This is a genomic window from Nitratireductor sp. B36 (genome assembly GCF_020833685.1).
Taxonomy (GTDB): domain Bacteria; phylum Pseudomonadota; class Alphaproteobacteria; order Rhizobiales; family Rhizobiaceae; genus Nitratireductor.
This window is the reverse complement of the sequence record NZ_JACKZY010000003.1, coordinates 118,527-141,263: the sequence shown is the minus strand read 5'-3', so window position 1 is coordinate 141,263 and position 22,737 is coordinate 118,527. Positions and strand designations below refer to the sequence as shown.

25 protein-coding genes are annotated in these 22,737 nt (G+C 61.0%); 14 read left to right on the top strand and 11 right to left on the bottom strand.

Annotated features, from left to right (window positions below):
- The 6 genes from pheS to infC form a co-directional block, all read right to left on the bottom strand.
- A complete protein-coding gene (gene pheS, locus H7H48_RS12385; protein ID WP_229449385.1) occupies positions 1–1,086 on the bottom strand; it encodes a phenylalanine--tRNA ligase subunit alpha in 1,086 nt (361 codons plus the stop codon).
- Positions 1,083–1,970 carry a serine/threonine protein phosphatase gene (locus H7H48_RS12380; protein WP_229449384.1) on the bottom strand — a complete coding sequence of 296 codons (888 nt, stop codon included), beginning with the start codon at positions 1,968–1,970 and terminating at the stop codon, positions 1,083–1,085. The genes pheS and H7H48_RS12380 overlap by 4 nt, the downstream gene beginning before the upstream one ends.
- Before the next feature lie 86 nt (positions 1,971–2,056).
- Positions 2,057–2,458, bottom strand: coding sequence for a 50S ribosomal protein L20 (rplT, locus tag H7H48_RS12375; RefSeq protein ID WP_007009055.1), 402 nt, complete (start codon positions 2,456–2,458; stop codon positions 2,057–2,059).
- Between the two features lie 37 nt (positions 2,459–2,495).
- Positions 2,496–2,696 carry a 50S ribosomal protein L35 gene (gene rpmI / locus H7H48_RS12370; protein ID WP_007009054.1) on the bottom strand — a complete coding sequence of 67 codons (201 nt, stop codon included), beginning with the start codon at positions 2,694–2,696 and terminating at the stop codon, positions 2,496–2,498.
- A gap of 198 nt (positions 2,697–2,894) precedes the next feature.
- Complete coding sequence (locus tag H7H48_RS12365) at positions 2,895–3,530, bottom strand: isoprenylcysteine carboxylmethyltransferase family protein (RefSeq protein WP_229449383.1); 636 nt, start codon at positions 3,528–3,530, stop codon at positions 2,895–2,897.
- A gap of 161 nt (positions 3,531–3,691) precedes the next feature.
- Entirely contained in the window at positions 3,692–4,234 is a 543-nt protein-coding gene (gene infC / locus H7H48_RS12360) for a translation initiation factor IF-3 (protein WP_229450069.1), read from the bottom strand.
- Positions 4,235–4,411: 177 nt separating this feature from the next.
- Between infC and H7H48_RS12355 the strand changes: the two genes are divergently transcribed.
- The 3 genes from H7H48_RS12355 (at position 4,412) to H7H48_RS12345 (ending at position 6,639) form a co-directional block, all read left to right on the top strand.
- Positions 4,412–5,185: a carboxylesterase gene (locus H7H48_RS12355; protein WP_229449382.1), complete on the top strand. Its 774-nt coding sequence runs from the start codon at positions 4,412–4,414 to the stop codon at positions 5,183–5,185.
- A gap of 163 nt (positions 5,186–5,348) precedes the next feature.
- Positions 5,349–5,780 carry a DUF2852 domain-containing protein gene (locus H7H48_RS12350; protein ID WP_229449381.1) on the top strand — a complete coding sequence of 144 codons (432 nt, stop codon included), beginning with the start codon at positions 5,349–5,351 and terminating at the stop codon, positions 5,778–5,780.
- A 94-nt stretch (positions 5,781–5,874) separates the two neighbouring features.
- Entirely contained in the window at positions 5,875–6,639 is a 765-nt protein-coding gene (locus H7H48_RS12345) for a M48 family metallopeptidase (protein WP_229449380.1), read from the top strand.
- Between the two features lie 161 nt (positions 6,640–6,800).
- Here H7H48_RS12345 and H7H48_RS12340 read toward each other — a convergent pair whose 3' ends face one another.
- A complete protein-coding gene (locus H7H48_RS12340; protein ID WP_229449379.1) occupies positions 6,801–7,130 on the bottom strand; it encodes a GIY-YIG nuclease family protein in 330 nt (109 codons plus the stop codon).
- A gap of 259 nt (positions 7,131–7,389) precedes the next feature.
- Here H7H48_RS12340 and H7H48_RS12335 point away from each other — a divergent pair, with 259 nt between their 5' ends.
- The 6 genes from H7H48_RS12335 (at position 7,390) to H7H48_RS12310 (ending at position 12,877) form a co-directional block, all read left to right on the top strand.
- On the top strand, positions 7,390–8,055 hold the full coding sequence (locus tag H7H48_RS12335) for a phosphoribosylanthranilate isomerase (RefSeq protein WP_229449378.1): 666 nt from the start codon (positions 7,390–7,392) through the stop codon (positions 8,053–8,055).
- A gap of 10 nt (positions 8,056–8,065) precedes the next feature.
- A complete protein-coding gene (trpB, locus tag H7H48_RS12330) occupies positions 8,066–9,286 on the top strand; it encodes a tryptophan synthase subunit beta (protein ID WP_229449377.1) in 1,221 nt (406 codons plus the stop codon).
- Between the two features lie 2 nt (positions 9,287–9,288).
- Positions 9,289–9,531, top strand: a complete 243-nt coding sequence (locus tag H7H48_RS12325; protein ID WP_229449376.1) for a hypothetical protein — start codon at positions 9,289–9,291, stop codon at positions 9,529–9,531.
- Between the two features lie 114 nt (positions 9,532–9,645).
- The gene (gene trpA / locus H7H48_RS12320; protein ID WP_229449375.1) at positions 9,646–10,485 is read left to right on the top strand and encodes a tryptophan synthase subunit alpha; all 840 of its coding nucleotides are present in this window, start codon (positions 9,646–9,648) and stop codon (positions 10,483–10,485) included.
- A 43-nt stretch (positions 10,486–10,528) separates the two neighbouring features.
- Entirely contained in the window at positions 10,529–11,485 is a 957-nt protein-coding gene (gene accD, locus H7H48_RS12315; protein WP_229449374.1) for an acetyl-CoA carboxylase, carboxyltransferase subunit beta, read from the top strand.
- Positions 11,486–11,533: 48 nt separating this feature from the next.
- Positions 11,534–12,877, top strand: a complete 1,344-nt coding sequence (locus tag H7H48_RS12310) for a folylpolyglutamate synthase/dihydrofolate synthase family protein (RefSeq protein WP_229449373.1) — start codon at positions 11,534–11,536, stop codon at positions 12,875–12,877.
- Positions 12,878–13,051: 174 nt separating this feature from the next.
- Here H7H48_RS12310 and H7H48_RS12305 read toward each other — a convergent pair whose 3' ends face one another.
- Together H7H48_RS12305 and H7H48_RS12300 are read right to left on the bottom strand one after the other, a co-directional pair.
- Positions 13,052–13,819: a sulfite exporter TauE/SafE family protein gene (locus H7H48_RS12305; RefSeq protein WP_229449372.1), complete on the bottom strand. Its 768-nt coding sequence runs from the start codon at positions 13,817–13,819 to the stop codon at positions 13,052–13,054.
- Positions 13,820–13,828: 9 nt separating this feature from the next.
- Positions 13,829–14,803, bottom strand: a complete 975-nt coding sequence (locus H7H48_RS12300; RefSeq protein WP_229449371.1) for a complex I NDUFA9 subunit family protein — start codon at positions 14,801–14,803, stop codon at positions 13,829–13,831.
- 221 nt (positions 14,804–15,024) lie between these two features.
- On the opposite strand from H7H48_RS12300, the gene gyrB reads away from it, so the two are divergent.
- The 4 genes from gyrB to H7H48_RS12280 all read left to right on the top strand — a co-directional run bounded on the left by gyrB (position 15,025) and on the right by H7H48_RS12280 (position 19,187).
- Positions 15,025–17,472, top strand: a complete 2,448-nt coding sequence (gene gyrB / locus H7H48_RS12295) for a DNA topoisomerase (ATP-hydrolyzing) subunit B (RefSeq protein WP_229449370.1) — start codon at positions 15,025–15,027, stop codon at positions 17,470–17,472.
- A gap of 165 nt (positions 17,473–17,637) precedes the next feature.
- Positions 17,638–18,243, top strand: a complete 606-nt coding sequence (locus tag H7H48_RS12290) for an ABATE domain-containing protein (protein WP_229450068.1) — start codon at positions 17,638–17,640, stop codon at positions 18,241–18,243.
- 26 nt (positions 18,244–18,269) lie between these two features.
- Positions 18,270–18,722 (top strand): hypothetical protein, encoded by a 453-nt coding sequence (locus tag H7H48_RS12285; RefSeq protein WP_229449369.1) that lies wholly within the window; start codon positions 18,270–18,272, stop codon positions 18,720–18,722.
- A 105-nt stretch (positions 18,723–18,827) separates the two neighbouring features.
- Positions 18,828–19,187 (top strand): hypothetical protein, encoded by a 360-nt coding sequence (locus H7H48_RS12280; protein WP_229449368.1) that lies wholly within the window; start codon positions 18,828–18,830, stop codon positions 19,185–19,187.
- 199 nt (positions 19,188–19,386) lie between these two features.
- Here H7H48_RS12280 and lepA read toward each other — a convergent pair whose 3' ends face one another.
- Entirely contained in the window at positions 19,387–21,195 is a 1,809-nt protein-coding gene (gene lepA / locus H7H48_RS12275) for a translation elongation factor 4 (protein ID WP_229449367.1), read from the bottom strand.
- On the opposite strand from lepA, the gene H7H48_RS12270 reads away from it, so the two are divergent.
- The gene (locus H7H48_RS12270) at positions 21,194–21,820 is read left to right on the top strand and encodes a MarR family winged helix-turn-helix transcriptional regulator (RefSeq protein ID WP_370633371.1); all 627 of its coding nucleotides are present in this window, start codon (positions 21,194–21,196) and stop codon (positions 21,818–21,820) included. The two genes, lepA and H7H48_RS12270, sit on opposite strands and share 2 nt — an antisense overlap.
- Here the strand turns inward: H7H48_RS12270 and H7H48_RS12265 are convergent.
- On the bottom strand, positions 21,817–22,611 hold the full coding sequence (locus H7H48_RS12265) for a DUF2189 domain-containing protein (protein WP_229449366.1): 795 nt from the start codon (positions 22,609–22,611) through the stop codon (positions 21,817–21,819). The two genes, H7H48_RS12270 and H7H48_RS12265, sit on opposite strands and share 4 nt — an antisense overlap.
- Positions 22,612–22,737 lie beyond the last annotated feature (126 nt).

Here is a 22,737-nt window from a genome sequence, read left to right as displayed (position 1 = left end):
TTAGGCGCTCAATCCGCCGAACAGCGTCGGCAGGTCCAGCGGGCGGAAGCCGTAATGCTCGATCCAGCGCACATCGGCGTCGAAATAGTCGCGCAGGTCCGGCATGCCGTATTTCAGCGTGGCGATGCGGTCGATGCCCATGCCCCAGGCAAAGCCCTGATATTCGTCAGGATCGAGATTGCAGGCGCGCAGCACATTGGGGTGCACCATGCCGCAGCCGAGAATCTCCATCCAGTCATTGCCCTCGCCGAAGCGCACTTCGCCGGGCTGCGAGCGGTCGCATTGGATGTCCACTTCAAGGCTCGGCTCAGTGAAAGGAAAGAAGGAGGGGCGGAAGCGCATGTTGAGCTGCGGCACCTCGAAAAACGCCTTGCAGAACTCCTGCAAGACCCACTTCATATTGGCGACATTGGCCGCCTTGTCGATCACCAGCCCTTCGAGCTGGTGGAACATGGGCGAATGGGTCGCGTCCGAATCCTGCCGGTAGGTCTTGCCGGGAATGACGATGCGGATCGGCGGTTCCTGCGTCTCCATCGTGTGGATCTGCACCGGCGAGGTGTGCGTGCGCAGAAGCTTGCGCTCACCCTTCTCATCCGGCGGGAAGAAGAAGGTGTCGTGCATCTCGCGGGCCGGGTGGCCTTCAGGGAAGTTCAGCGCCGTGAAATTGTAATAGTCGGTCTCGATGTCCGGCCCTTCGGCAATGGAAAAACCCATATCGGCGAAGATGGCGGTGATCTCGTCAATCACCTGGCTGATCGGATGAATGCGGCCGCGCTCGGCGGGTGGCCGCCGCACGGGCAGGGTGACATCCACTTTTTCGCGCTCGAGCCTTGCGTCGATGGCGGCATTGCGCAGTGCGTCGCGCCGTGCCGTGAGGGCTTCGGTAACGCGGGCCTTCAGCCCGTTGATTGCGGGGCCCATCACCTGCCGCTCTTCCGGAGACATGGAGCCGAGCGTCTTCAGCATCTGCGAGACCGAGCCCTTCTTGCCGAGCGTGGCGACGCGCACGGCCTCGATCTCCTGCTCGTCGGCGGCAGCTTCGATCTGCCCGGCAATGGTCTTTTCCAGTTCCTCGAGTTCGCTCATGCCTCGTAGCCCCTTTTGGGTTTGATGTCGTTCTGGCTCTTGTCAGTGGGAATCTCCACCGTGTTGCCGAGAGCCGATTTCAAGAACCGTGTTGCTTTCAACACGCGCTTGCCGTCGCTGCCAAGCCCCCGGTGCTCGATTGCACCAAGAAGGGGGATGAGCGGCGCAAAAAAACGAATGATACGTCGCAACTCGTCCGCCACGATTCGGGGAGGCTCGGCGAAATAGGCGTCGAACGCTCTTTGCGGCGTATCGATCAGTTTTGCCTGCATGCAGATCTGCAGGAACAGAAGCCACACATCGCGCGCCTGGGCCGTCGCCAGCGGCATAGCGGCTTCGGGCTCTTCTTCGAAGTCGACAAAGCCCCAGCGGCCGTCGCCGGTGATGAACATGTCGCGCGGATGTGGTCTGCCATGGCACAGGCCGAGGTGATGTGCTTTGCATAGGGCCTCCGCCGCCTGCACCAGAAGCCCGTCATGGGCGCCGTCCTCGCCATGACGCGCCAGCATATCGAGCTCGCTCTGGGCGATGGGAGCGACATTCGAGAGCACCAGAACCCGGTCGTTGCGGAACAGCAGTTTCGCCGTCGGCAGCCCTGCCTTGCGGAAGGCATCGAGCTTGCGCACTTCACGCTCGATGGCGGACGCGGTGTTCGTGCTTGGGGAGGCGCGCAGGAAGGCGGCAGGCATCAGCGGCGTCAGTGCCCCATGCAGCCATTGGGCGATCGGCTGCCGCTCCACGTCATAGCGTTTTATCCAGACGGTATGTCCATCCAGCACGGTTGATGAAACACGCTGATGCTCACCGGTGATGAGCAGGCGCAGCAGCGCCGCCGTCGCCTCCGGCGAAAGGACGTCCTGCTCGTGTCTCGTCTGGTTGTCCATGGTCATCATCGCAAAGAAAAACCCGCGCCAGCCCTGCCAGCGCGGGTTTCCCGAATTAAACCTGTTTGCTTCGGGAAGCGCCAGCCTTAAGCGACAGCGCTTTCAAAAGCATTCGGGGTGGTGTCCTTGAGGTACACGAGCGCTTCCTTGGACTTCTTCACCAGAGCGGCGAAGGCCTGCGGCTCATGCACGGCCATGTCGGCCAGCACCTTGCGATCGATCTCGATGCCGGCCTTGTTGAGGCCGTCGATGAAGCGGCCATAGGTCAGGCCGTGTTCGCGTGCGCCGGCGTTGATGCGCTGGATCCACAGAGCGCGGAAATTGCGCTTGCGGGCCTTGCGATCGCGGTAGGCGTATTGCATCGACTTTTCGACCGCCTGCTTGGCGATGCGAATGGTGTTCTTGCGACGGCCGTAGAAACCCTTGGCGGCTTTCATGACCTTCTTGTGCTTGGCGTGGGCGGTAACGCCCCTCTTTACGCGTGCCATGACATGATCTCCTTAAATCTGTTCCGGGTTCCTGCGATCACAGGCCGTAGGGCATGAACTTCTTCACGATCTTCGTATCGGGATCGGAAAGAACCATCGTGCCGCGGGCGTCGCGGATGAACTTGTTGGAACGCTTGATCATGCCGTGGCGCTTGCCAGCGGCTGCGACTTTCACCTTGCCGGTGGCGGTTACCTTGAACCGCTTCTTGACAGAAGACTTCGTCTTCATCTTGGGCATTTTGCTTCTCCGTTCTTTCGCCTGCGCCGGTCTGCGGAAAAGCGCGCCAGTTGGCATCGGCTTCCACAGTATCGCGCATGCGCATTTCAGCATTAAGGACCGCCACGGCATGCCCTGCCGGCCGGTCCAGGAACGCGGCCTTATAGCGGCGGCGGGCCGTTTGCGCAACTCCTGTTTTGACCGCGTGGCGGCGCCGGCTCAGTAGAGACGGAAGAGTATGGGCAGCAATCCGAGATCCTGGACATACTCCACCAGCTCGAAGGCCGGCATGGCCAGGAAGAAGATCAGCCCGTCCCGCAGCGTGCCATAAAGCCGCTCGGGCAGAATGGTCAGTGTCTTTGGATCGTGGAAGAGCTTCGGGTTCGGGATGAAGGCCGGCACGCGCGCCAGGTAGGCGTCATACGCCTCGCCGAAGGTTTCGCGCAGGTGGTGTTCTTCCCGGCGCGTGGTAATGCTGAGGATAAAGGCCGCCAGAACGCCGCAGATCACTGCAACCACCATGCTCCCGGTTTGCGCACCTACCCCCATCGCGCCTATCGTAGAAAAGAGGTAGAGCGGGTTTCGGGTTATGGAATAGGGGCCGTCCTCGACGAGTTCCGCAGCCTTGCGCCCGCCAATATAAAGTGTGCACCAGAGCCGGCCCGCGATGGCGATGCCGATCAGGCCGAGCCCCGTGATTTCGATGATTTCCTCGATATCGATGCCGAGTGGTTGATAGTGCGCCCAGCCCGAGTGAAAGAAGAGAACGAAGCCGCAAAGCAGTGCAGCGATGAGCCAGAAGCTCGCGATACGCAGACGCTGGAATTGCCCCAGCGCGATTTGGTGGATCGACATTCTCGCATCCCGGATGATGTTGCGCCCCAGTATCAGGCTTTTTCAAAACTGACAGGGAATGGCGCTTAGGGACAGAATGCGGCGCATTTGCGAAAGAAAAAGCCGGAGCGAGCCCCGGCTTGTTGTCGTGTTGGTGTGCGTCTTTACGGGCGCAGTGCCAATCAGGTCGTGCGCGGCGCCAGAACCATCATCATCTGGCGGCCTTCGAGCTTCGGCTCGGCTTCCACCTTTGCGATGGGCTCGACCTCTTCCTTGACCCGGTTGAGGAGCTGCATGCCGAGTTCCATATGCGCCATCTCGCGGCCGCGGAAACGCAGCGTCAGCTTGACCTTGTCGCCAGCCTCGAAGAAGCGGCGCACGGCCTTCATCTTCACCTCATAGTCATGGGTGTCGATGTTCGGACGCATCTTGATCTCCTTGATCTCGATGGTCTTCTGCTTCTTGCGCGCCTCGGCAGCCTTCTTCTGGCTCTGATATTTCATCTTGCCAAGATCGGTGATCTTGCAAACGGGCGGCTTGGCGTTGGAAGCCACCTCTACCAGGTCCAGACCCGCTTCCTCGGCAAGACGCAGGGCTTCTTCCGTGTCGAGAACGCCGCGGTTGTTGCCTTCGTCGTCGATCAGCTGAATCTGGGGAACCCGGATGTCGCGGTTTGCGCGCGGGCCTTCTACTTTCTGAGGCGGCGCTTTGAATGGTCTGCGAATGGTCGTGATCTCCTGATTGTTGAACCACTTGTTTCGGCTTTGCCTTTGAGACGAGGCGTATGTCGTCTCGGCAGGCGAAGTGTCAATAGCATATAAGGGCAAAAGAATCACGTTTCTCGTTCTGCCTGAATGGGAAAGCGCGTGATCGACCATTGGTTCCGGCATGGGAGACAGTTGATGAGTGAGGCGAAGGCGAGCTTTCTGACGATCGGCGATACGCAGATCGCATACCGGCAACGCGAGGGCCGCGCACCGGGCGTCGTCTGGCTGGGCGGCTACAAATCCGACATGCTCGGCACCAAGGCCGAGGCACTGGATGGATGGGCCGCCGAAAAGGGTCACGCTTTCTTGCGGCATGATTATTCCGGTCATGGCGAATCCGGCGGCGCATTCAAGGATGGCACGATTTCGCTTTGGCTGGAGCAGAGCCTCGGTGTCTTCCGGGCTTTTACCGAAGGGCCGCAGATCCTTGTCGGATCGTCCATGGGGGCCTGGATCGCGCTCCGCATGGCGCAGGAACTGAACCGGGCCGGCGAGAGCGCAAGACTGGCTGGCCTGCTGCTTCTGGCCCCTGCTCCCGATTTCACCAGCGAGTTGGTGGAGCCGAAACTTACCGCTGCCAATCGCCGACAGCTCGAAGAACAAGGCTATATGGAGGAGCCCTCGGAATATTCCGACGAGCCCTACATCTATACGCGCGCGCTGTTTGAGGACGGAGAGCGCAACCGGGTGCTCGATGGCATTCTCGACACGCATTGCCCGGTTCACATCCTCCAGGGCAAGGCCGATCCCGACGTGCCCTTCACCCATGCCATGAGGCTGACCGAGCATCTGCCGGCAGATGACGTCACCCTGTCTTTGATCGGCGATGGCGATCACCGGCTTTCCAGGCCGCAGGACATTGCCCTGATCTTGCGGTCACTGGAAGGTTTGATCGAGCGTTCCGTTTAGGCGGAATGCCGGAATGGCGCACAAACGTGCAAATAAATGCTGCAAAATCATGGGTTTGCGCGAATCTCGTTTATCATTTCCTTGAATCTCGAAAATTGAGCCCCCATCTCGAAACCATGCAGCTTCCCGGGGGTTGCATGTTCAAGGAAAGGAACGGGTGACCATGACAAATTCTGCGCTTATCCGTCCTGCCTGGACGCCTGCGACGATTGCTCTGATGGTGGTGGGTTTCATGGTGTTCTGGCCGCTCGGCCTCGCCATGCTCGCCTACATTCTGTGGGGTGACCGGCTCGGGGAGTTCAAGAAGGACGTGAACCGAAAAACCGATGAAGTCTTCGCCGGCTGCCGGCGTGCATCAAAACGCCATTCGTTTACAGGCAACGTCGCCTTTGACGACTGGCGCACGAAAGAGCTGGAGCGCCTCGCCGAGGAACGCCGCAAGCTCGACGAGATGCGTGACGAGTTCGACGATTACATGCGCGAGCTGCGCCGGGCCAAGGATCAGGAAGAGTTCGATCGTTTCATGAACGAACGCAACAAGGGTCGCAAATCGGGACGCGGCAAGTCCGTCCCCGATGTGACCGACGAGGCCTGATCCGGTGGGCAACAGGTAAACGGTTGAAACGGCATCTCATCGAGATGCCGTTTTCTTTGCGCATATTTTTCCACGAATCGCTTATCCTTCCCCCATGGCGCTTGGTTTCCTCAACAAGATGATCGGCCTCAAGGTTGTGGCTCCTCCGGCAGAGCGCATGCATCGCGTGGCCGGGCGGGAACTCCCACTGCGCATCATCGAGAATGCCAGAGCAAGGCGTCTCACCCTTCGCATCGAGCCGGGAGGGCGTGGCCTGCGGGTTACAGTGCCGCCGGGCCTTTCCCGCTCACGCGAGGTGGAAGAGTTTCTCGACCGCCACACCGGCTGGCTTGAGGAAAAGCTGAGAAAACTTCCTGAGCGTCCTCTGGTCCGGCCGGGCATCAAGATCCCTGTGCGTGGTGTGCCGCATCTCATCGTGCACGATCCTGCGGGTCGGGGTGCCGCGCGGCTTGTCACTGAGGAAGGTGTCCCTGTGCTCATTGTACCGGGTGATGGGGAACGCCTGCCGCGCCGGGTCGCCGATCTCCTGAAGCGCGAGGCCAAGCGCGACATCGAGGCGCTGGTGGCAAAGCATACAGCATCAATCGGCAAACGCGCCCGCGCCATCCGCTTCCGCGACACGAAGAGCCGCTGGGGGTCATGCACCTCCGACGGTGCGCTCTCCTTTTCCTGGCGCATCATGATGGCCCCGCCGCTGGTGATCGACTATCTGGTCGCCCATGAGGTCGCGCATCTGAAAGAGATGAACCACGGAGCCCGCTTCTGGAAGCTCTGTCGCGAGCTCTGCCCTGAAACCGATCGCTGCAGGGACTGGCTGAAGCGCAACGGCACCGCCCTGCAGGCCATCGGTTTCGAGTGACGGGCGGGCTTTGCCGGGTCTGTCTCTGAGGGCAGGTTTGCCTGATTGCTATTGAGATGCTGGTGCCAGGCGCCCTCGCCCTTCGACAAGCTCAGGATGAGGGCTGTTAAGATGCTGGCGTGTTTCTTCAGTCGCTTCGTGCGGCGATGCTGAAGTAGCCCTCATCCTGAGCTTGTCGAAGGGCGAGGGCGCTTGGCACTGGAATCTCCCCGACCGCTCCGTGACAGTTCCGGCAACGCTTCATAGTCAAGCGCAATCAGCGCTTCCTTCTTGGTCCTAGACCAGCCCCTGATCTGCCGCTCCCGGGCAATTGCATCGAGAATCCGGTCATAGGTTTCAGTGAACACCAACTCCACCGGACGACGAGGCTTTGTGTAGCCATCAAGGATGCCCGCATTATGCTCCCACACACGCGCTTCAACCGGCTGCCTGGTCAATCCGGTGTAGTAAGAGCCATCCGCGCAACGCAGGATGTAGACCGTGGCTTCCATCGCGCTTTCCGCTAGAACGCAAAATGCACTTTAAAATTGCATTTCATTCCAACCACAGAGTCAAGCGCCCTCGCCCTTCGCCTTTCGACAAGCTCAAGAAGCTCAGGATGAGGGCTGTTGAGATGCTGGCGTGTTTCTTCAGTCGTTTTGTGCGGCTACGCTGAAGTAGCCCTCATCCTGAGCTTGTCGAAGGGCGAGGGCGCCTGGCGCGACCGCCTCCAGCCTCGACTCCGCCACCATTTCGTGCGACTTCCCTGTTATGACACTCGACGTGAAAATCTGCGGGCTGAAGACCGAAGACGCCATGGCAGCTGCACTCGATGGCGGGGCGAGCCATATCGGCTTTATTTTCTTTGAGAAAAGCCCTCGTCATGTGGAGGCCGATACGGCTGCAAACTTGCGAAAAGCAGCGCTTGGGCGCGCACAGGCTGTTGCCGTCACGGTGAATGCCGATGATGCGGGACTGGATGCCATCGTGAAGACGGTCAGACCAGACATGCTGCAGCTTCATGGCGCGGAAAGCCCGGGGCGGGTCGCGCAGGTGAAGGCACGCTACGGATTGCCGGTGATGAAGGCCTTCTCCATCCGCGAGGCGACCGATTTGGAGCGCATCGCACCCTATCGCGGCATAGCCGACCGATTCCTTTTCGATGCCAAGCCGCCGAAAGGATCCGAGCTTCCCGGCGGCAATGGGGTCTCCTTCGACTGGCAGCTTCTGGCGGGCCTTGACGATAACGTGGATTACATGCTTTCCGGTGGCCTGAACGCGGCCAATATCGGCGCGGCCCTGAAAGCCGTGTCGCCGCGCGGAATAGACATTTCGTCTGGCGTTGAAAGCGCGCCCGGCGAGAAAGACCCGGAACTGATACGCAAGTTCTTCGCCGCCATCCGGCAGGCGCTTGAAGCGGACGCGGCTCCGGCATGAGGAGAGTGGCTTGAACAAACCGGCAGAACCCAATTCCTTCCGGATCGGCCCTGACGATGAGGGCATGTATGGGATCTTCGGCGGCCGGTTTGTGGCCGAGACGCTGATGCCGCTGATCCTCGATCTGGAAAAACACTGGAACGAGGCGAAGGACGATCCGGCGTTTCGCGCCGAGCTCGAGCATCTGGGCCGTCACTATACGGGCCGCCCCTCGCCGCTCTATTTCGCAGAACGCCTGACCGAGCATCTGGGCGGCGCGAAGATCTACTTCAAGCGCGAGGATCTGAACCACACCGGCTCGCACAAGATCAACAACTGCCTCGGCCAGATCCTGCTTGCAAAGCGCATGGGCAAGACCCGCATCATCGCCGAGACCGGCGCCGGCCAGCATGGCGTGGCCTCGGCCACCGTGGCCGCCCGCTTCGGCCTGCCCTGCGTGGTCTATATGGGCGCGACAGACGTGGAGCGGCAGAAGCCGAACGTCTTCCGCATGCATCTTCTGGGCGCCGAGGTGAAGCCGGTCTCCTCCGGGCACGGCACGCTGAAGGATGCCATGAACGAGGCGCTGCGCGACTGGGTGACCAATGTCGAGGACACCTATTACCTGATCGGCACGGCGGCAGGCCCGCATCCCTATCCCGAACTGGTGCGCGATCTTCAGTCGGTGATCGGCACGGAAGCGCGTGAACAGATACAGGAGCTGGAAGGCCGGCTGCCCGATGCCATCGTGGCGGCGGTGGGCGGCGGCTCGAACGCCATCGGCCTGTTCCATCCTTTCCTCGATGACCGCCAGGTGGAAATCCACGGCGTCGAGGCTGGCGGGCACGGTCTGGACGGTGACGAGCACTGCGCCTCCATGACGGCGGGCCGTCCGGGCGTGCTGCATGGCAACCGCACCTATCTTCTGCAGAATGATGACGGGCAGATCCTCGACGGGCATTCGGTGTCTGCGGGGCTCGACTATCCGGGTGTCGGGCCGGAGCACAGCTGGCTGAAGGATTCGGGCCGTGTGATCTATTCGCCCATTCTGGACGATGAGGCGATCGAGGCGTTCCAGATGACGACGCGTCTTGAGGGCATTATCCCGGCGCTGGAATCGGCCCATGCGATTGCCCATGCGATCAAGCTGGCACCCACCATGGGCAGGGACCAGATCATGATCGTCAATTTCTCCGGGCGCGGGGACAAGGACGTCCACACCGTCGGAAAGATGCTCGGCATGGAGATGTGAACATGTTCGAAATCTATCGCTCCAAGCAAAACCAGCACCACTACGTGGCCATTCGCCAGGACGACGATAGGGAAAACCCGAAGGGGATAAGGGCAAGCCAGAACCTTGCCTTCCTGACCCGTGTGGCCGATGACGGCGAACCGCGTATCGCCTTCGACCCCGAAGAAGCGAAAAGCCGGATCGAGCGCGATGGCTTCTACGCCTTCACTGTCACCATTGAAATCCGCGAGCACGCCGAGGGATAGGCTGATCGCATTGCATTGCCGCGTTCGTGATCGAGCGATAAGGCCGCTGCAACCGCAAGGACTGCAAGACGGCGTGGGGGCGCCGCGCTGGATGTACGAGGACCCAGGACCATCATGACCACCCGCATTGACCGCCGCTTCGCGCGGCTGAAGGAAGAAAACCGCCCGGCACTCGTGACCTATTTCATGGGCGGGGATCCGGACTATGAGACCTCGCTCTCGATCATGAAGGCGCTGCCTGCGGCGGGCAGCGACGTGATCGAACTGGGCATGCCCTTCTCCGACCCCATGGCCGATGGCCCGGCCATCCAGGCCGCCGGCCTGCGCGCGCTCAAAGGCGGGCAGACGCTGGCGAAGACGCTCCAGATGGCGCGTGACTTTCGTGAAGGTGACGACGACACGCCCATCGTGATGATGGGCTATTACAACCCGATCTACATCTATGGGGTGGACCGCTTCCTCTCCGATGCCAAGGAAGCGGGCATTGACGGTCTGATCATCGTCGATCTGCCGCCGGAGATGGATGAGGAGCTTTGCGTTCCGGCGATCAAGGCGGGGCTGAACTTCATTCGTCTCGCCACACCGACGACGGATGAAGAGCGTCTGCCGACCGTGCTGGAGAACACTTCGGGCTTTGTCTATTACGTGTCGATGACGGGTGTGACGGGATCGGCATTGCCGGACACGAACAATGTGTCCGAAGCGGTGGCCCGCATCAAGGAACACACGGATCTGCCGATCTGCGTGGGCTTCGGTGTGAAGACGGCGCGTCAGGCCAAGGCGATTGGCGAGGCGGCGGACGGTGTTGTTGTCGGCAGTGCCATCGTTGCGGCCATCGCCCAGTGCTACGACGACAACGGCAAGCGGATCGAAGACCCCGCCGAGGCCGTGGCAACCCTTGTAAAGGGACTGGCGGACGGGGTGCGCGAAGCGCGCCTTGTTGCCGCCCGATAATTGGCGCATCTTCGGATTGCGGAAAAACGAAAAGGCATATGGAATGAACTGGATCACCAGCTATGTGAGGCCGAAGATCAACTCGATGCTCGGTCGCCGGGACATGCCGGAGAACCTCTGGATCAAGGATCCCGAGACCGGCGAGATGGTCTTTCACAAGGATCTGGAAGACAATCTCTGGGTCATTCCCTCCTCCGGTCATCACATGAAGATTTCAGCTCGTGAGCGGCTGAAAAGTTTCTTCGACGATGGCGAGTATGAAACGCTGGAAAACCCGAAGGTCGTCACCGACCCGCTGAAATTCCGCGATGAACGCCGCTATACCGAGCGCCTGCGCGATGCCAAGGCCAAGACCAACATGGAAGATGCCGTGCTGAGCGGCGTTGGCCGGGTTCAGGGGCTTGAGCTATTGGCCACGGTTCAGGATTTCGCCTTCATGGGCGGTTCCCTTGGCATGGCAGCCGGCGAAGCGATTGTCCGTGCGTTTGAGACTGCCGTCGAGCGCAGGCTCCCGCTGGTGCTCTATGCGGCCTCGGGTGGCGCACGCATGCAGGAAGGCATTCTCTCTCTGATGCAGCTGCCGCGCACCACGGTTGCGCTGGACCGGCTGAAGGAAGCGGGGCTACCTTATATCGTGGTGCTCACCAACCCGACCACCGGCGGCGTGACGGCCTCCTACGCCATGCTGGGCGATGTGCATATTGCAGAGCCCGGTGCGCTGATCGGCTTTGCCGGCCCGCGCGTGATCGAACAGACCATCCGCGAGAAGTTGCCGGAAGGTTTCCAGCGCGCCGAATATCTGCGCGACCATGGCATGGTCGACATGGTTGTTTCGCGGCTGGAGATGAAGGGGACCATTGCCAGGCTTTTGAAAATCCTCCTGAAGGAGAAGGCCGAAGCTGCACCCGAGGTCGTGGAAGAAGAGTCTCCGACAGAAGCCGAAACAGCTCCGGTTCCCGTCGAGGCTGCCGAAGCGCCATCCGAACAGCCGAAGGCATGAGCTGCAAGGCTTTGCCGGCTGAATAACCATCCTTCGGGCAGGACCCTGATGACCACTCTCTCCGCCGAGCGGGAAATCGAGCGTCTTCTGTCGCTCCATCCCAAGGGCTTCGACCTGTCGCTTGAGCGTGTCACGCGCCTGCTCGACCGGCTGGGTAACCCGCATCTGAACATGCCGCCGGTCATCCATGTGGCGGGCACGAACGGCAAGGGCTCGGCCACGGCCTTCGCGCGTGCGGTGCTGGAGGCGTCGGGACGGATCGTTCATGTCCACACCTCGCCGCATCTGGTGAACTGGCACGAGCGCTACCGGCTGGGTGCGGAAGGCGGGGGAAAGCTGGTGGAGGATGCGGTTCTGGCCGAGGCGGTGGCGCGGGTTGCCGAGGCGAATGCCGGCGAAAAGATCACCGTGTTCGAGATTCTGACCGCGGTGATGTTTGTGCTCTTTTCGGAGCATCCGGCGGATGTGGCGATTGTGGAGGTTGGGCTTGGTGGAAGGTTTGACGCGACCAATGTCATTCCTCATCCGGCGGCCAGCCTCATCATGCCGATCTCGCTCGATCACGAGGCCTATCTGGGCGACCGGGTGGAGCTGATTGCCGCCGAGAAGGCCGGCATCATCAAGCGCGGCGCGCCGGTGGTTGTCGGTCAGCAACCGTTTGATGCGGCGCGCGAGGTGCTTGTTGACACGGCGGAGCGGCTTTCCTGTCCGCTCACGGTCTATGGCGAGGATTTCCTGGCGTTCGAGGAAAACGGGCGCATGATCTATCAGGACAATGACGGCCTGTTCGACATGTCGCTCCCACAGCTTGCGGGCCGGCATCAGATCGCCAATGCGGCGGCGGCCATCGCCGCGGTCAAGGCGGCGGGATTTCCCGTTGGCCTGCGGGCGGCCGAGGCGGCGATGGAACGCGTCGTCTGGCCGGGCCGTCTGCAGCGTCTGCCACAGGGCGCGCTGTCGGAGCTTGGGCCGGAAGGGGCCGAGATCTGGATCGATGGCGGGCACAATCCCGGTGCCGGCGAGGCGATTTCCGAGGCGCTGGCTTCGGAGGAAGACCGCTCGCCCCGGCCGCTCTTCCTGATTGCCGGCATGATCAACACCAAGGACCAGACCGGCTATTTCCGTGCCTTCGAGGGCATGGCCCGCCATGTCTATACGGTTCCGGTGGAATCGAGCGATGCCGGCGTGCCCAACGCCGAACTGGCGGCGCGCGCCATGGAGGCGGGGCTTTCCGCCGAGCCGGTCCACTCGGTGGCCAATGCGCTCAGACTGTTGCGGGATACGCTCGATGCGGGCCGCGACGGCACCGAGCCACCCCCGCGCATCCTGATCTGCGGTTCGCTCTATCTGATCGGCGCGGTCCTAGCCGAGAACGGCACCCCGCCGCGGTGATTCCGGCCCTTCTCGTCTCGTCATCCTCGGGCCTGGCCCGAGAATCCATGCCGGAACGTTAGGGATGAAGCGCAGCCTCTCAAAGAAGGCGCATCGACTTCCACGCCGGTGACGCCGCCACCGCACTGGCATGGATCCTATGGTCAGGCCATAGGATGACGAATGTGGAGGTTTCTATACCATCCCCATCACGCCCCGGCGGATGAGATCAAGCGCGAGAAGCGTGAGGCCGATCTTGAACCAGCGGCGGAAGGTTTCTTCGGGCAACTTTTCCAGTAGGCGCGTTCCATAGATCGTGCCCAGATAACCCGAAGCGATCATCAGCGCGATGAAGGGTAGCCAGCGCCAGAAGGCGAAACCGGCAAGGGCGAAGGTGATCACCTTGAGCGCGTGCTGCACCGTCATGCCGGCGGCATGGGTGGCGATCAGCGCCTTGCGATCGTCGGGAATGATCTGCGCGAAAAAGGCCGAGAGCAGCGGTCCGGTGGCGCCGACAAACATGGTGGCAAGCGCGAGAACCGCGCTTCCGGCAGCGAGGCCGGCATGGCTGAGCTGGGCGGCACCTGGAATTTTCGTCCACGTGACAGCGATGACGAAGACGCCCAGAACGAGTTTCAGGAGCGCGTCGGGCAATTGCACCACGAAATAGGCACCCACGGCAGCGCCGATCAGGCTGCCGAGAATGAACGGCGTGGCGATGGAAAAGCGGATATGCGCCCGCTGATGCCAGGCACGACCGGTATTGGAGCCGAGCTGGACGGCGCCATGGACGGGGATCAGCGCAGCGACGGGGACAAACAGACCGAGCAGCGCCAGCATGGCCACCCCGCCGCCCACGCCAAAGGCGGCGGTGAGCGCGGAGGTGAAAAAGCTGGCGATGACGAGAAGAAGCGCCGGGATTGCGCCCAGCGTCTCCGGCAGAAGCGTTTCGAAGCCGCCCAAGAACCCGCCTTAAAGGAACTGCTTGCGGGTGAACTGGCCTGCAGGGCGATAGCGCCACAGATATGTGGGCAGGATGGCTGCCAGCGAGTGTTTCTGAATGCCAAGGCCGTCCAAAGTGCGGCCAGCCGCTTTCGCCTCTTCGGAGACGACATTGTCGGTCTTCAGAAGCTTCACCTGATCGAGGGTAAGCAGCGGCTTCGGCAGAAGGCCAAGAATGCGGGCCTGAATGCGCGCAACGAACCAGGGCAGAGAAACGAACCAGCGCTTGCGGTAGGTCGCTTCGAGCATCTCCTCAAGGCATTCACGGAAGGTGAGCACTTCCGGTCCACCCAGCTCGTAGATCTGGCCGCCTTGGAGATCGCCGTCGACAGAGCGCGCATAGGCTTCGGCCACATCGCCCACATAGACGGGCTGGAACTTCGTTTCCCCACCACCAATGAGCGGCAGGAATGGCGAGAACCGCGCCATGTTGGCAAAGCGGTTGAAAAAGTCGTCTTCCGGACCGAAAACGATGGAGGGGCGGATGATCACCGCATCCTTGACCGTTTCCAGCACGGCCTTCTCACCCAGCGCCTTGGTGCGGGCATACTCGGATTCGGACTCCGGATCTGCGCCGATGGCTGAGCCATGGGTCAGCTTCGCACCTGCGGCACGAGCGGCTTCCGCCACGGCACGGGCGCCAAAATGCTGAACTGCGTCAAAGGACTGGCGGCCGGATTCATAGAGGATCCCGACCAGATTGATCACGTGGTCTGCCCCTTCAACAGCCCGGTCAATCGAAGCGCGGTTGCGCAGGTTTGCCTGCACGGCCTGCACCTGACCCACATTGCCGAGCGGCTGCAGATGTATCGCTGTATGGGGGTTGCGGCATGCAACGCGCACCCGGTGGCCGCGCTTTGTGAGGGCCTGCACCAGATGGCGGCCGACAAAGCCGTTGCCGCCGAAAATGGTGATGAGCTTAGGTTTCTGGCTGATGGTGGCCATTTGCCTCTGTCTCCGATTTCTCAAAGGCTACATAATCGGTTTCGTGCCAAAGGCAAAGGGTGCCCAGTCATAGTTTTCGTCCCCAGGCCGAAATCGCTGCAAAACTTGGAAAAAAGCCCTGAAACGCCTATATCTTGGGGGACAGGCGCCGCATGATTCGCGGCGCGGATTTCCCATGCCCAAAAGGGGGTTCCCTCAGGGCTCCTGAGCGAAAGAATTTGATGAGCGACACGCCCGACACTCTCCCAGGCGAACCGGCCGAATACGGCGCTGAATCCATCAAGGTTTTGAAGGGTCTGGACGCCGTTCGAAAACGCCCCGGCATGTATATCGGTGATACGGATGATGGCTCCGGCCTGCACCACATGGTCTATGAGGTGGTCGACAACGCGATCGACGAGGCGCTGGCCGGTCATGCGACGCTGGTGACGGTAACGCTCAATCCCGATGGCTCCTGCACGGTGACCGACAATGGCCGCGGCATACCGACCGACATGCATGCCGAAGAGGGCGTTTCGGCGGCCGAGGTCATTATGACGCAGCTTCATGCTGGCGGTAAGTTCGACCAGAATTCCTACAAGGTGTCGGGCGGTCTGCATGGCGTGGGCGTTTCCGTGGTGAACGCGCTGTCCATCTGGCTCAAGCTCAAGATCCGCCGCAAGGGCAAGGTGCATGAAATGAGCTTCACGCACGGCGTGGCGGATGCGCCGCTTGCCGTGACGGGGGATGCCGGTGACGAGACGGGCACGGAAGTGAGCTTTCTGCCTTCGCCCGACACGTTCACCATGACGGAATTCAATTACGACACGCTGGAGCATCGCCTGCGCGAGCTTGCCTTCCTCAATTCGGGCGTGCGCATTCTTCTGACCGACAAGCGCCATGCCGACGAGAGGAAGCAGGAATTCCTATTCGACGGCGGTATTGTCGAGTTCGTCAAATATCTGGACCGCGCCAAGAAGCCGCTGATCGACGCACCGATTTCCATCGGTGGCGAGAAGGACGGCATCACGGTGGAAGTCGCCATGTGGTGGAACGATTCCTACCACGAGAATGTGCTGGCCTTCACGAATAACATTCCGCAGCGCGACGGCGGCACGCATATGGCTGGTTTCCGCGGAGCGTTGACAAGACAGGTGACGGGGTATGCCGAGAGCTCGGGCCTGACCAAGAAGGAAAAGGTTTCGCTCACCGGTGACGATTGCCGTGAAGGCCTGACAGCGGTTCTCTCGGTGAAGGTGCCGGACCCGAAATTCTCCTCCCAGACCAAGGACAAGCTGGTGTCCTCCGAAGTGCGCCCGGTGGTGGAGAGTCTCGTCAACGAGGCGCTCGGCACCTGGTTCGAGGAACATCCTGCAGAAGCCAAGGCGTTGATCGGCAAGGTGGTGGAAGCCGCAGCCGCGCGCGAGGCTGCCCGCAAGGCGCGCGAGCTGACGCGGCGCAAGGGTGTGCTCGACATCACGTCTCTTCCGGGCAAGCTTGCGGATTGCCAGGAGCGTGATCCCGCAAAATCCGAACTCTTCATCGTCGAGGGTGACTCCGCTGGCGGCTCGGCCAAATCCGGCCGTTCGCGCAAAAACCAGGCGATCCTGCCGCTGCGTGGCAAGATCCTGAATGTGGAGCGTGCGCGCTTCGACCGCATGCTCTCTTCCGACATGATCGGCACGCTGATCACGGCACTCGGCACGGGCATCGGCAAGGATGAATTCAACGCCGAGAAGCTGCGCTACCACAAGATCATCATCATGACCGACGCCGATGTCGACGGCGCCCACATTCGCACGTTGCTTCTCACCTTCTTCTTCCGGCAGATGCCGGAGCTGATCGAGCGCGGGCACCTCTATATTGCACAGCCACCGCTCTACAAGGTGACGCGTGGCAAATCGGTCCAGTACATCAAGGATGAGGCTGCGTTCGAGGAATTCCTGATCGATTCCGGCCTTGAAGAAGCGACGCTGGAGCTTTCCAACGGTGAAGTTCGCAGCGGACAGGATCTGAAACAGGTGATCGAAGATGCGCGCGGAGTACGCGCGCTCATCAATGGTCTTCACACCCGCTATAATCGTTCTGTGGTGGAGCAGGCGGCGATTGCCGGTGCGCTCAGCGCGGCAGTGCTGGCTGACCCGGGCCGGGCAGCCGAAGCTGTCAAGCACGTCGCCGAGCGGCTCGACATGATTGCGGAGGATACGGAACGTGGCTGGGAAGGGCGTGTAAACCCTTCCAACGAGGGCGCGGGCGGTTATCTCTTCGAGCGTACGGTGCGCGGTGTGCGTGAGGTGGTGGTTCTCGATTCTGCGTTGGTGGCCTCGGCCGATGCGCGCGCAATCGACCGCTATGCAACGCGCCTGCAGGAAATCTATACCAAATCACCTGTGCTGCGCCGCAAGGACAAGTCGGAAGTGATTTCCGGGCCGATGGCGCTGCTCGATCAGGTCTTCGCCACGGGCCGTAAGGGCCTCACCATGCAGCGCTATAAAGGTCTTGGCGAGATGAATGCCGAGCAGCTTTGGGAGACGACGCTGGATCCCGATGCGCGCTCGCTGCTTCAGGTGAAGGTGACCGATGCGACGGACGCGGATTCGCTCTTCTCACGCTTGATGGGTGACGAAGTGGAGCCGCGTCGGGAGTTCATCCAGGACAACGCGCTGTCTGTGGCAAATCTCGATATTTGACGCTGTTCCGCAGTCGGTTTCATGCAAGCGGCGCCGGGCAACCGGCGCCGTTTTCGTTTGGCGCTCCCCCATCGCCGTGATCCATTCTTGACCAACCAGCAAAATACGTTTAGCTGGTTATGACGATGGGAGATTGGATCCTTGGCTGAGAACGCAGCGTGGCCAGTGCCGTTCTTTTTTGGCGGCAGGCTTTGCCTGGACTTCGTCAACACGGTGAATTGCCGGTCGAAGCCGGCAACGAAGGACTACATTCCCGATATGGCGGCACTGCTCGGCTGGTGCAGCCAGTTGACTGTGTTCGACGCGGAAACTCTGACCCGCCTGCAGACGATAGCGGAAAAGAACGCTCCTGTGGCGAAGGCCGCACATGCCAGAGCCACGCGATTTCGCGAAACGCTCTTTGCGATCTTCCAGAATACGATCATCGGGGAAGATCCGCCGAAGGACGCGCTCGGCGCGCTTGGTGAACTCGTGAGCGCGGGCCGGCAGCGTCAATGCTTGAAGAAGGATGCGGAGCGCTTTGTCTGGAGCTGGGACAAGAGCCGCCTCGATCTGGATGCCCCTCTTCTGGCTGTTGCTCTCAGTGCTGAAGCGATGCTCATCGACGGTGATCTGCAGCGACTGAAAGCCTGTCCCGGGCCGGAAGGCTGCGGTTGGCTATTTTACGATGAAACGAAAAATGCCTCCCGCCGCTGGTGCAGCATGGAGCATTGTGGGGGCGCGGCGAAAGCACGGCGCCATGCTGCCCGGTTGAGGGAAAAAAGATTATGAGATTCATATCTTTACGCAGCATCTCCATGACCGCATTGATCCTCTGTGGGGTGCTCTTTGCCGTTGGCTGGTTCACGCGAAACGACCCGTCGAACGAGCCCTATGTCAAGATTCTCGGGGGCGGCTTCATGTTCAATTACCGCCAGGGCGAGGTGTTCTATGGATTTACCGCTCAGGTGGTGCGACCGTTGGCCAGCGGCTCAATCATCGAGGCGACATTCGAAGACCCGGCAGGCGGTGCGCCGCTCGTCGTGTCGGAGCGTGTGAGCACGATGACCGACCGTTACGCACTCAGAACACCGCCGGTCCGCGGGGTCGAAGCGAAGAAACCGTACAAGGTATCGATCCGTGTCTACGACCGTGAGAAAACCAGCACAATCTGGGAGGTGGACACGACCTTTGCGAGCCAGATCAGCGACAAGGTCGTACCTGACCGACCGCTTACCGTTGGTCCGGGCTACCATCTCAACCCGAATTGAGATTTTTTCGGCCCAGTTTTTTCCATGAACCTTTCTCCAGACCGCGGCGACTGATGGATGCCGGGGCGCGATTGCCCCTTCCTCAAAACCCTACTGGAGATGACAATGCCCTACTCTTTCAAGACAAGCCGGATCGCAATGGCTGCAGCCTCGCTCGTGATGCTTTCAGCCACTGCCCTACCGACCGCCAGCGTCGCCGGCCAGTTCGCGCTCGCCCCGCAGATGGCGGGCCCCTCGATGAACTGCTCGGTGCCCAACCATGTGGTGTGCACCATCAGCAGCACGAAGGGTCTGAAGCTGGTGAAGATCACCGCCAACACGCCGCAGGGAAGCGTGAACCTCGTCAACAAGACGTATCGCAGCTGTCCGAAGTCGGTGAAGGTCTCGTGGGACTCAGCCTACCAGATGGCCGGCAAACAGATCGTCGAATGTAGCGGCGGCGGCTTCAAGCTGAAAGCGCGCTGAACCGCCGATCCTCACCCAGAACCCGCCAGAGCGCACGCGCTGCGCCAGAAGCCAGATCCGGCAAAAACGGAAATCTGACGCTGATCTGGCAGACGAGACGATGTCGCCGGGCCCGGGTGGCGGGGCAGCCCTTATCAGCGGCATCGAGGGTGGGTTTGTCTGCCGTGGCAGCAAGCCCACCCGTTTTTATGCCTGAGTGCTAGTCGCTCATCTTCAGCGCCTGAATGAAGGCTTCCTGCGGAATCTCCACCTTGCCGAACTGGCGCATGCGCTTCTTGCCCTCTTTCTGCTTCTCGAGCAGCTTGCGCTTGCGGGTGACGTCGCCGCCGTAACACTTCGCCGTCACGTCCTTGCGCATGGCCGAAATGGTCTCGCGGGCGATGACCTTGCCGCCTATGGCCGCCTGGATCGGGATCTTGAACATGTGGCGGGGGATGAGCTCTTTCAGCTTCTCGCACATGACGCGGCCGCGCTTTTCCGCCGCCTGCCGGTGCACCAGCATGGAGAGCGCATCCACCGGCTCCTCGTTGACGAGGATCGACATCTTGACGAGATCGCCTTCACGATAGCCGGTGAGCTGATAGTCGAAGCTGGCATAGCCCTTGGTGATGGACTTCAGCCGGTCGTAGAAATCGAACACCACCTCGTTGAGCGGCAGCTCATAGGTGACCATGGCGCGTTTGCCGACATAGGAAAGATCCGTCTGGATGCCGCGTCGCTCCTGGCAAAGCTTGAGGATCGGGCCGAGATAATCGTCGGGCGTGAGGATCGTGGCCTTGATCCAGGGCTCCTCGATGGAGGCTATCTTCACCACGTCCGGCATGTCGGCCGGATTGTGTAGCTCGACCTGATCGCCCGAGGTCAGGTTCATGCGGTAGACCACCGAGGGCGCGGTGGCGATGAGGTCGAGATTGAACTCGCGCTCCAGCCGCTCCTGGATGATCTCCAGATGCAGAAGGCCGAGGAAGCCGCAGCGGAAGCCGAAGCCGAGGGCCGCCGAGGTCTCCATCTCGAATGAAAACGAGGCATCGTTGAGACGCAATTTGCCCATGGCGGCGCGCAGATCCTCAAAGTCCGCTGCATCGACCGGAAAGAGGCCGCAGAAGACAACCGGCTGCGCCGGCTTGAAGCCCGGCAGCGGTTTATCCGTCTGGCGCTTGTCCTCGGTGATCGTGTCGCCGACACGGGTGTCGGCCACTTCCTTGATCGAGGCGGTGATGAAGCCGATCTCGCCGGGGCCGAGCTCATCGACCATCACCATCTTCGGGGTCATGACGCCAACCCGGTCTACCGGATATTTGGCGTCCGTGCCCATCATGCGAATGGTCTGGCCCTTCTTCAGTTTGCCATCAATCACCCGCACCAGCACGATCACACCGAGGTAAGCATCGTACCAGCTGTCGACCAGCAAGGCTTTGAGTGGAGCTTCGCGGTCACCGCCCTGCGGTGCGGGCAGGCGTGTCACGATGGCTTCCAGAACCTCGTCGATGCCGACGCCGGTCTTTGCGGAAATCGGGATCGCATCGGAAGCATCCAGCCCGATCACCTCCTCGATCTGCTCCTTGACGCGGTCAGTGTCGGCAGCCGGGAGGTCCACCTTGTTCAAAACGGTCACGATCTCATGATCGTTGTCGATGGCCTGGTAAACATTGGCAAGTGTCTGCGCCTCGACGCCCTGGCTGGCGTCGACCACCAGAAGCGAGCCCTCACAGGCCGAGAGCGAGCGCGAGACCTCATAGGCAAAGTCCACATGGCCGGGCGTGTCGATCAGGTTGAGCACATAGTGCTCGCCATTGCGCGCATCATACTCGAGGCGCACGGTCTGCGCCTTGATGGTGATGCCGCGCTCGCGCTCGATGTCCATCGAGTCGAGAATCTGATCCTTCATCTCGCGGTCTTCCAGGGATCCGGTCATCTGGATCAGCCGGTCGGCGAGCGTCGACTTGCCATGGTCGATATGCGCGACGATGGAAAAGTTGCGAATATGGGAAAGTGGCGTGTTCGTCATGCCGCTGGCCTTAGCAGGCAGTCCGTTCTTCGACAAGCAGATTGCTGCAGCAGAGCGACGGCGTGACGTGTCAGGAGCAGAAATTTGTGACATTGCGCATGGGAATGGGCGACCATATATCCCGCCCATGAACGATCCCGATCAAATCAAACTGGGTTTCCTGATCCATGACGTCGCGCGTTTGATGCGCAAGCGTTTCCAGGAAATTGACAATGAATTCGGCCTTTCGTCTGCTCAGTGGCGGTTGCTGTTTGGCCTTCTGAAGGCAGACGGCGTGCCGCAGGTCCGGTTGGCCGAGCTTTTGGAAGTAGAGCCAATCAGCGTTTCGCGTATGGTCGACCGTTTGGCGGAGAGCGGTTGGGTGGAGCGCCGTCTTGCCAGAACGGATCGGCGCGTCCGCATGATCTACGCTACACGCAAGGCTCGCGAGGCATGCTCCGGCATTCGGGCGATCACCGAGACTGTGCACGATGAGGCGCTTTCCGGTCTCGCCGATGATGAACGGCGCATCCTGATCGATGCCTTGGGCAAGATCGCGCACAATCTTTATGACGCTGCGGCAGAAGAACCGGCAGTGATCGTTCCCTGCGCCTCACCGGCACCTGGCAATGGGGCTTCCGCCTAGTCGGCCACCAGCTTTCGGTAGAGATGCCATGTGGCATGACCGAGGACTGGCATCACCACAGCAAGGCCGGCAAAGAGCGGAAGCGACCCGACAATAAGCGCACCCGCCACCAACACACCCCAAAGAGCAATGGGCAGGGGGTTGGCGCTGGCCGCTCGCACGGAGGTGACAATCGCTGCCACTGCCCCGCAATCGCGGTCAAGCAGCATGGGAAAAGCGATGACTGTGGTGATCAGAACAACGAGCGCGAAAATGAAGCCGATCGCATTGCCGAGTGTCAGGAGCATCAAGCCGGCGTCGGTCGTGAACAGCAATTCAAGGAATTGCGTGAAAGATGCAGGCGGTTCGGGGCCGAGCAGACGCACGTAAAGCCCCTGCGCCACCAGAAGCCAGGTCACGAAGACGGCAAAGAGCATTGCGCCCACAGCCATGATGGACGGGATCGCCGGTGACTTGCGCACTGCCAGAGCGTGCCACCAGGATGTATCGAGCCCGGCTTCGCGTCTCCGGCTGATTTCGTAAAGGCCGATGGCTGCAAATGGCCCGAGCAGCGCAAAGCCGGAAGCAAGCGGGAAAAGAAGCGGCAGCGCATTTGCACCCGAAGCTGAATAGATCAGCACCACGCCGACAAGCGGGTAGATAAGGCACAGGAACGCATAGTGCGAAGGTTTCTGCCAGAAATCATCCAGCCCACATCCAAGCGCGTCGATCACATCCGACGTGCTGATCTTGCGGACAGCCGGCAAAGACAAAGCCTTCTCGGTTCCGGCCATGACATGAAAATCCGTCATTTCAGACCTCCCGGATCTGCCGGGACGCAGGCCGCACCCCGACGGCAAAGTGTAGCCGGATTATAGGGCCTGAGCGGCATCGCGGCGAGACAGGCGCCGGTCACATCTTCTGGAGCAGGTGGTGAG

Excerpts from the sequence above, each read along its gene's own strand:
- pheS (WP_229449385.1), bottom strand. The coding sequence starts at position 1,086 with ATGAGCGAACTCGAGGAACTGGAAAAGACCATTGCCGGGCAGATCGAA.
- H7H48_RS12380 (WP_229449384.1), bottom strand. The coding sequence starts at position 1,970 with ATGGACAACCAGACGAGACACGAGCAGGACGTCCTTTCGCCGGAGGCG.
- rplT (WP_007009055.1), bottom strand. The coding sequence starts at position 2,458 with ATGGCACGCGTAAAGAGGGGCGTTACCGCCCACGCCAAGCACAAGAAG.
- rpmI (WP_007009054.1), bottom strand. The coding sequence starts at position 2,696 with ATGCCCAAGATGAAGACGAAGTCTTCTGTCAAGAAGCGGTTCAAGGTA.
- H7H48_RS12365 (WP_229449383.1), bottom strand. The coding sequence starts at position 3,530 with ATGTCGATCCACCAAATCGCGCTGGGGCAATTCCAGCGTCTGCGTATC.
- H7H48_RS12355 (WP_229449382.1), top strand. The coding sequence starts at position 4,412 with ATGAGTGAGGCGAAGGCGAGCTTTCTGACGATCGGCGATACGCAGATC.
- H7H48_RS12350 (WP_229449381.1), top strand. The coding sequence starts at position 5,349 with ATGACAAATTCTGCGCTTATCCGTCCTGCCTGGACGCCTGCGACGATT.
- H7H48_RS12345 (WP_229449380.1), top strand. The coding sequence starts at position 5,875 with ATGGCGCTTGGTTTCCTCAACAAGATGATCGGCCTCAAGGTTGTGGCT.
- H7H48_RS12340 (WP_229449379.1), bottom strand. The coding sequence starts at position 7,130 with ATGGAAGCCACGGTCTACATCCTGCGTTGCGCGGATGGCTCTTACTAC.
- H7H48_RS12335 (WP_229449378.1), top strand. The coding sequence starts at position 7,390 with ATGACACTCGACGTGAAAATCTGCGGGCTGAAGACCGAAGACGCCATG.
- H7H48_RS12325 (WP_229449376.1), top strand. The coding sequence starts at position 9,289 with ATGTTCGAAATCTATCGCTCCAAGCAAAACCAGCACCACTACGTGGCC.
- trpA (WP_229449375.1), top strand. The coding sequence starts at position 9,646 with ATGACCACCCGCATTGACCGCCGCTTCGCGCGGCTGAAGGAAGAAAAC.
- accD (WP_229449374.1), top strand. The coding sequence starts at position 10,529 with ATGAACTGGATCACCAGCTATGTGAGGCCGAAGATCAACTCGATGCTC.
- H7H48_RS12310 (WP_229449373.1), top strand. The coding sequence starts at position 11,534 with ATGACCACTCTCTCCGCCGAGCGGGAAATCGAGCGTCTTCTGTCGCTC.
- H7H48_RS12300 (WP_229449371.1), bottom strand. The coding sequence starts at position 14,803 with ATGGCCACCATCAGCCAGAAACCTAAGCTCATCACCATTTTCGGCGGC.
- gyrB (WP_229449370.1), top strand. The coding sequence starts at position 15,025 with ATGAGCGACACGCCCGACACTCTCCCAGGCGAACCGGCCGAATACGGC.
- H7H48_RS12285 (WP_229449369.1), top strand. The coding sequence starts at position 18,270 with ATGACCGCATTGATCCTCTGTGGGGTGCTCTTTGCCGTTGGCTGGTTC.
- H7H48_RS12280 (WP_229449368.1), top strand. The coding sequence starts at position 18,828 with ATGCCCTACTCTTTCAAGACAAGCCGGATCGCAATGGCTGCAGCCTCG.
- H7H48_RS12270 (WP_370633371.1), top strand. The coding sequence starts at position 21,194 with ATGCCGCTGGCCTTAGCAGGCAGTCCGTTCTTCGACAAGCAGATTGCT.
- lepA (WP_229449367.1), bottom strand. The coding sequence starts at position 21,195 with ATGACGAACACGCCACTTTCCCATATTCGCAACTTTTCCATCGTCGCG.
- H7H48_RS12265 (WP_229449366.1), bottom strand. The coding sequence starts at position 22,611 with ATGACGGATTTTCATGTCATGGCCGGAACCGAGAAGGCTTTGTCTTTG.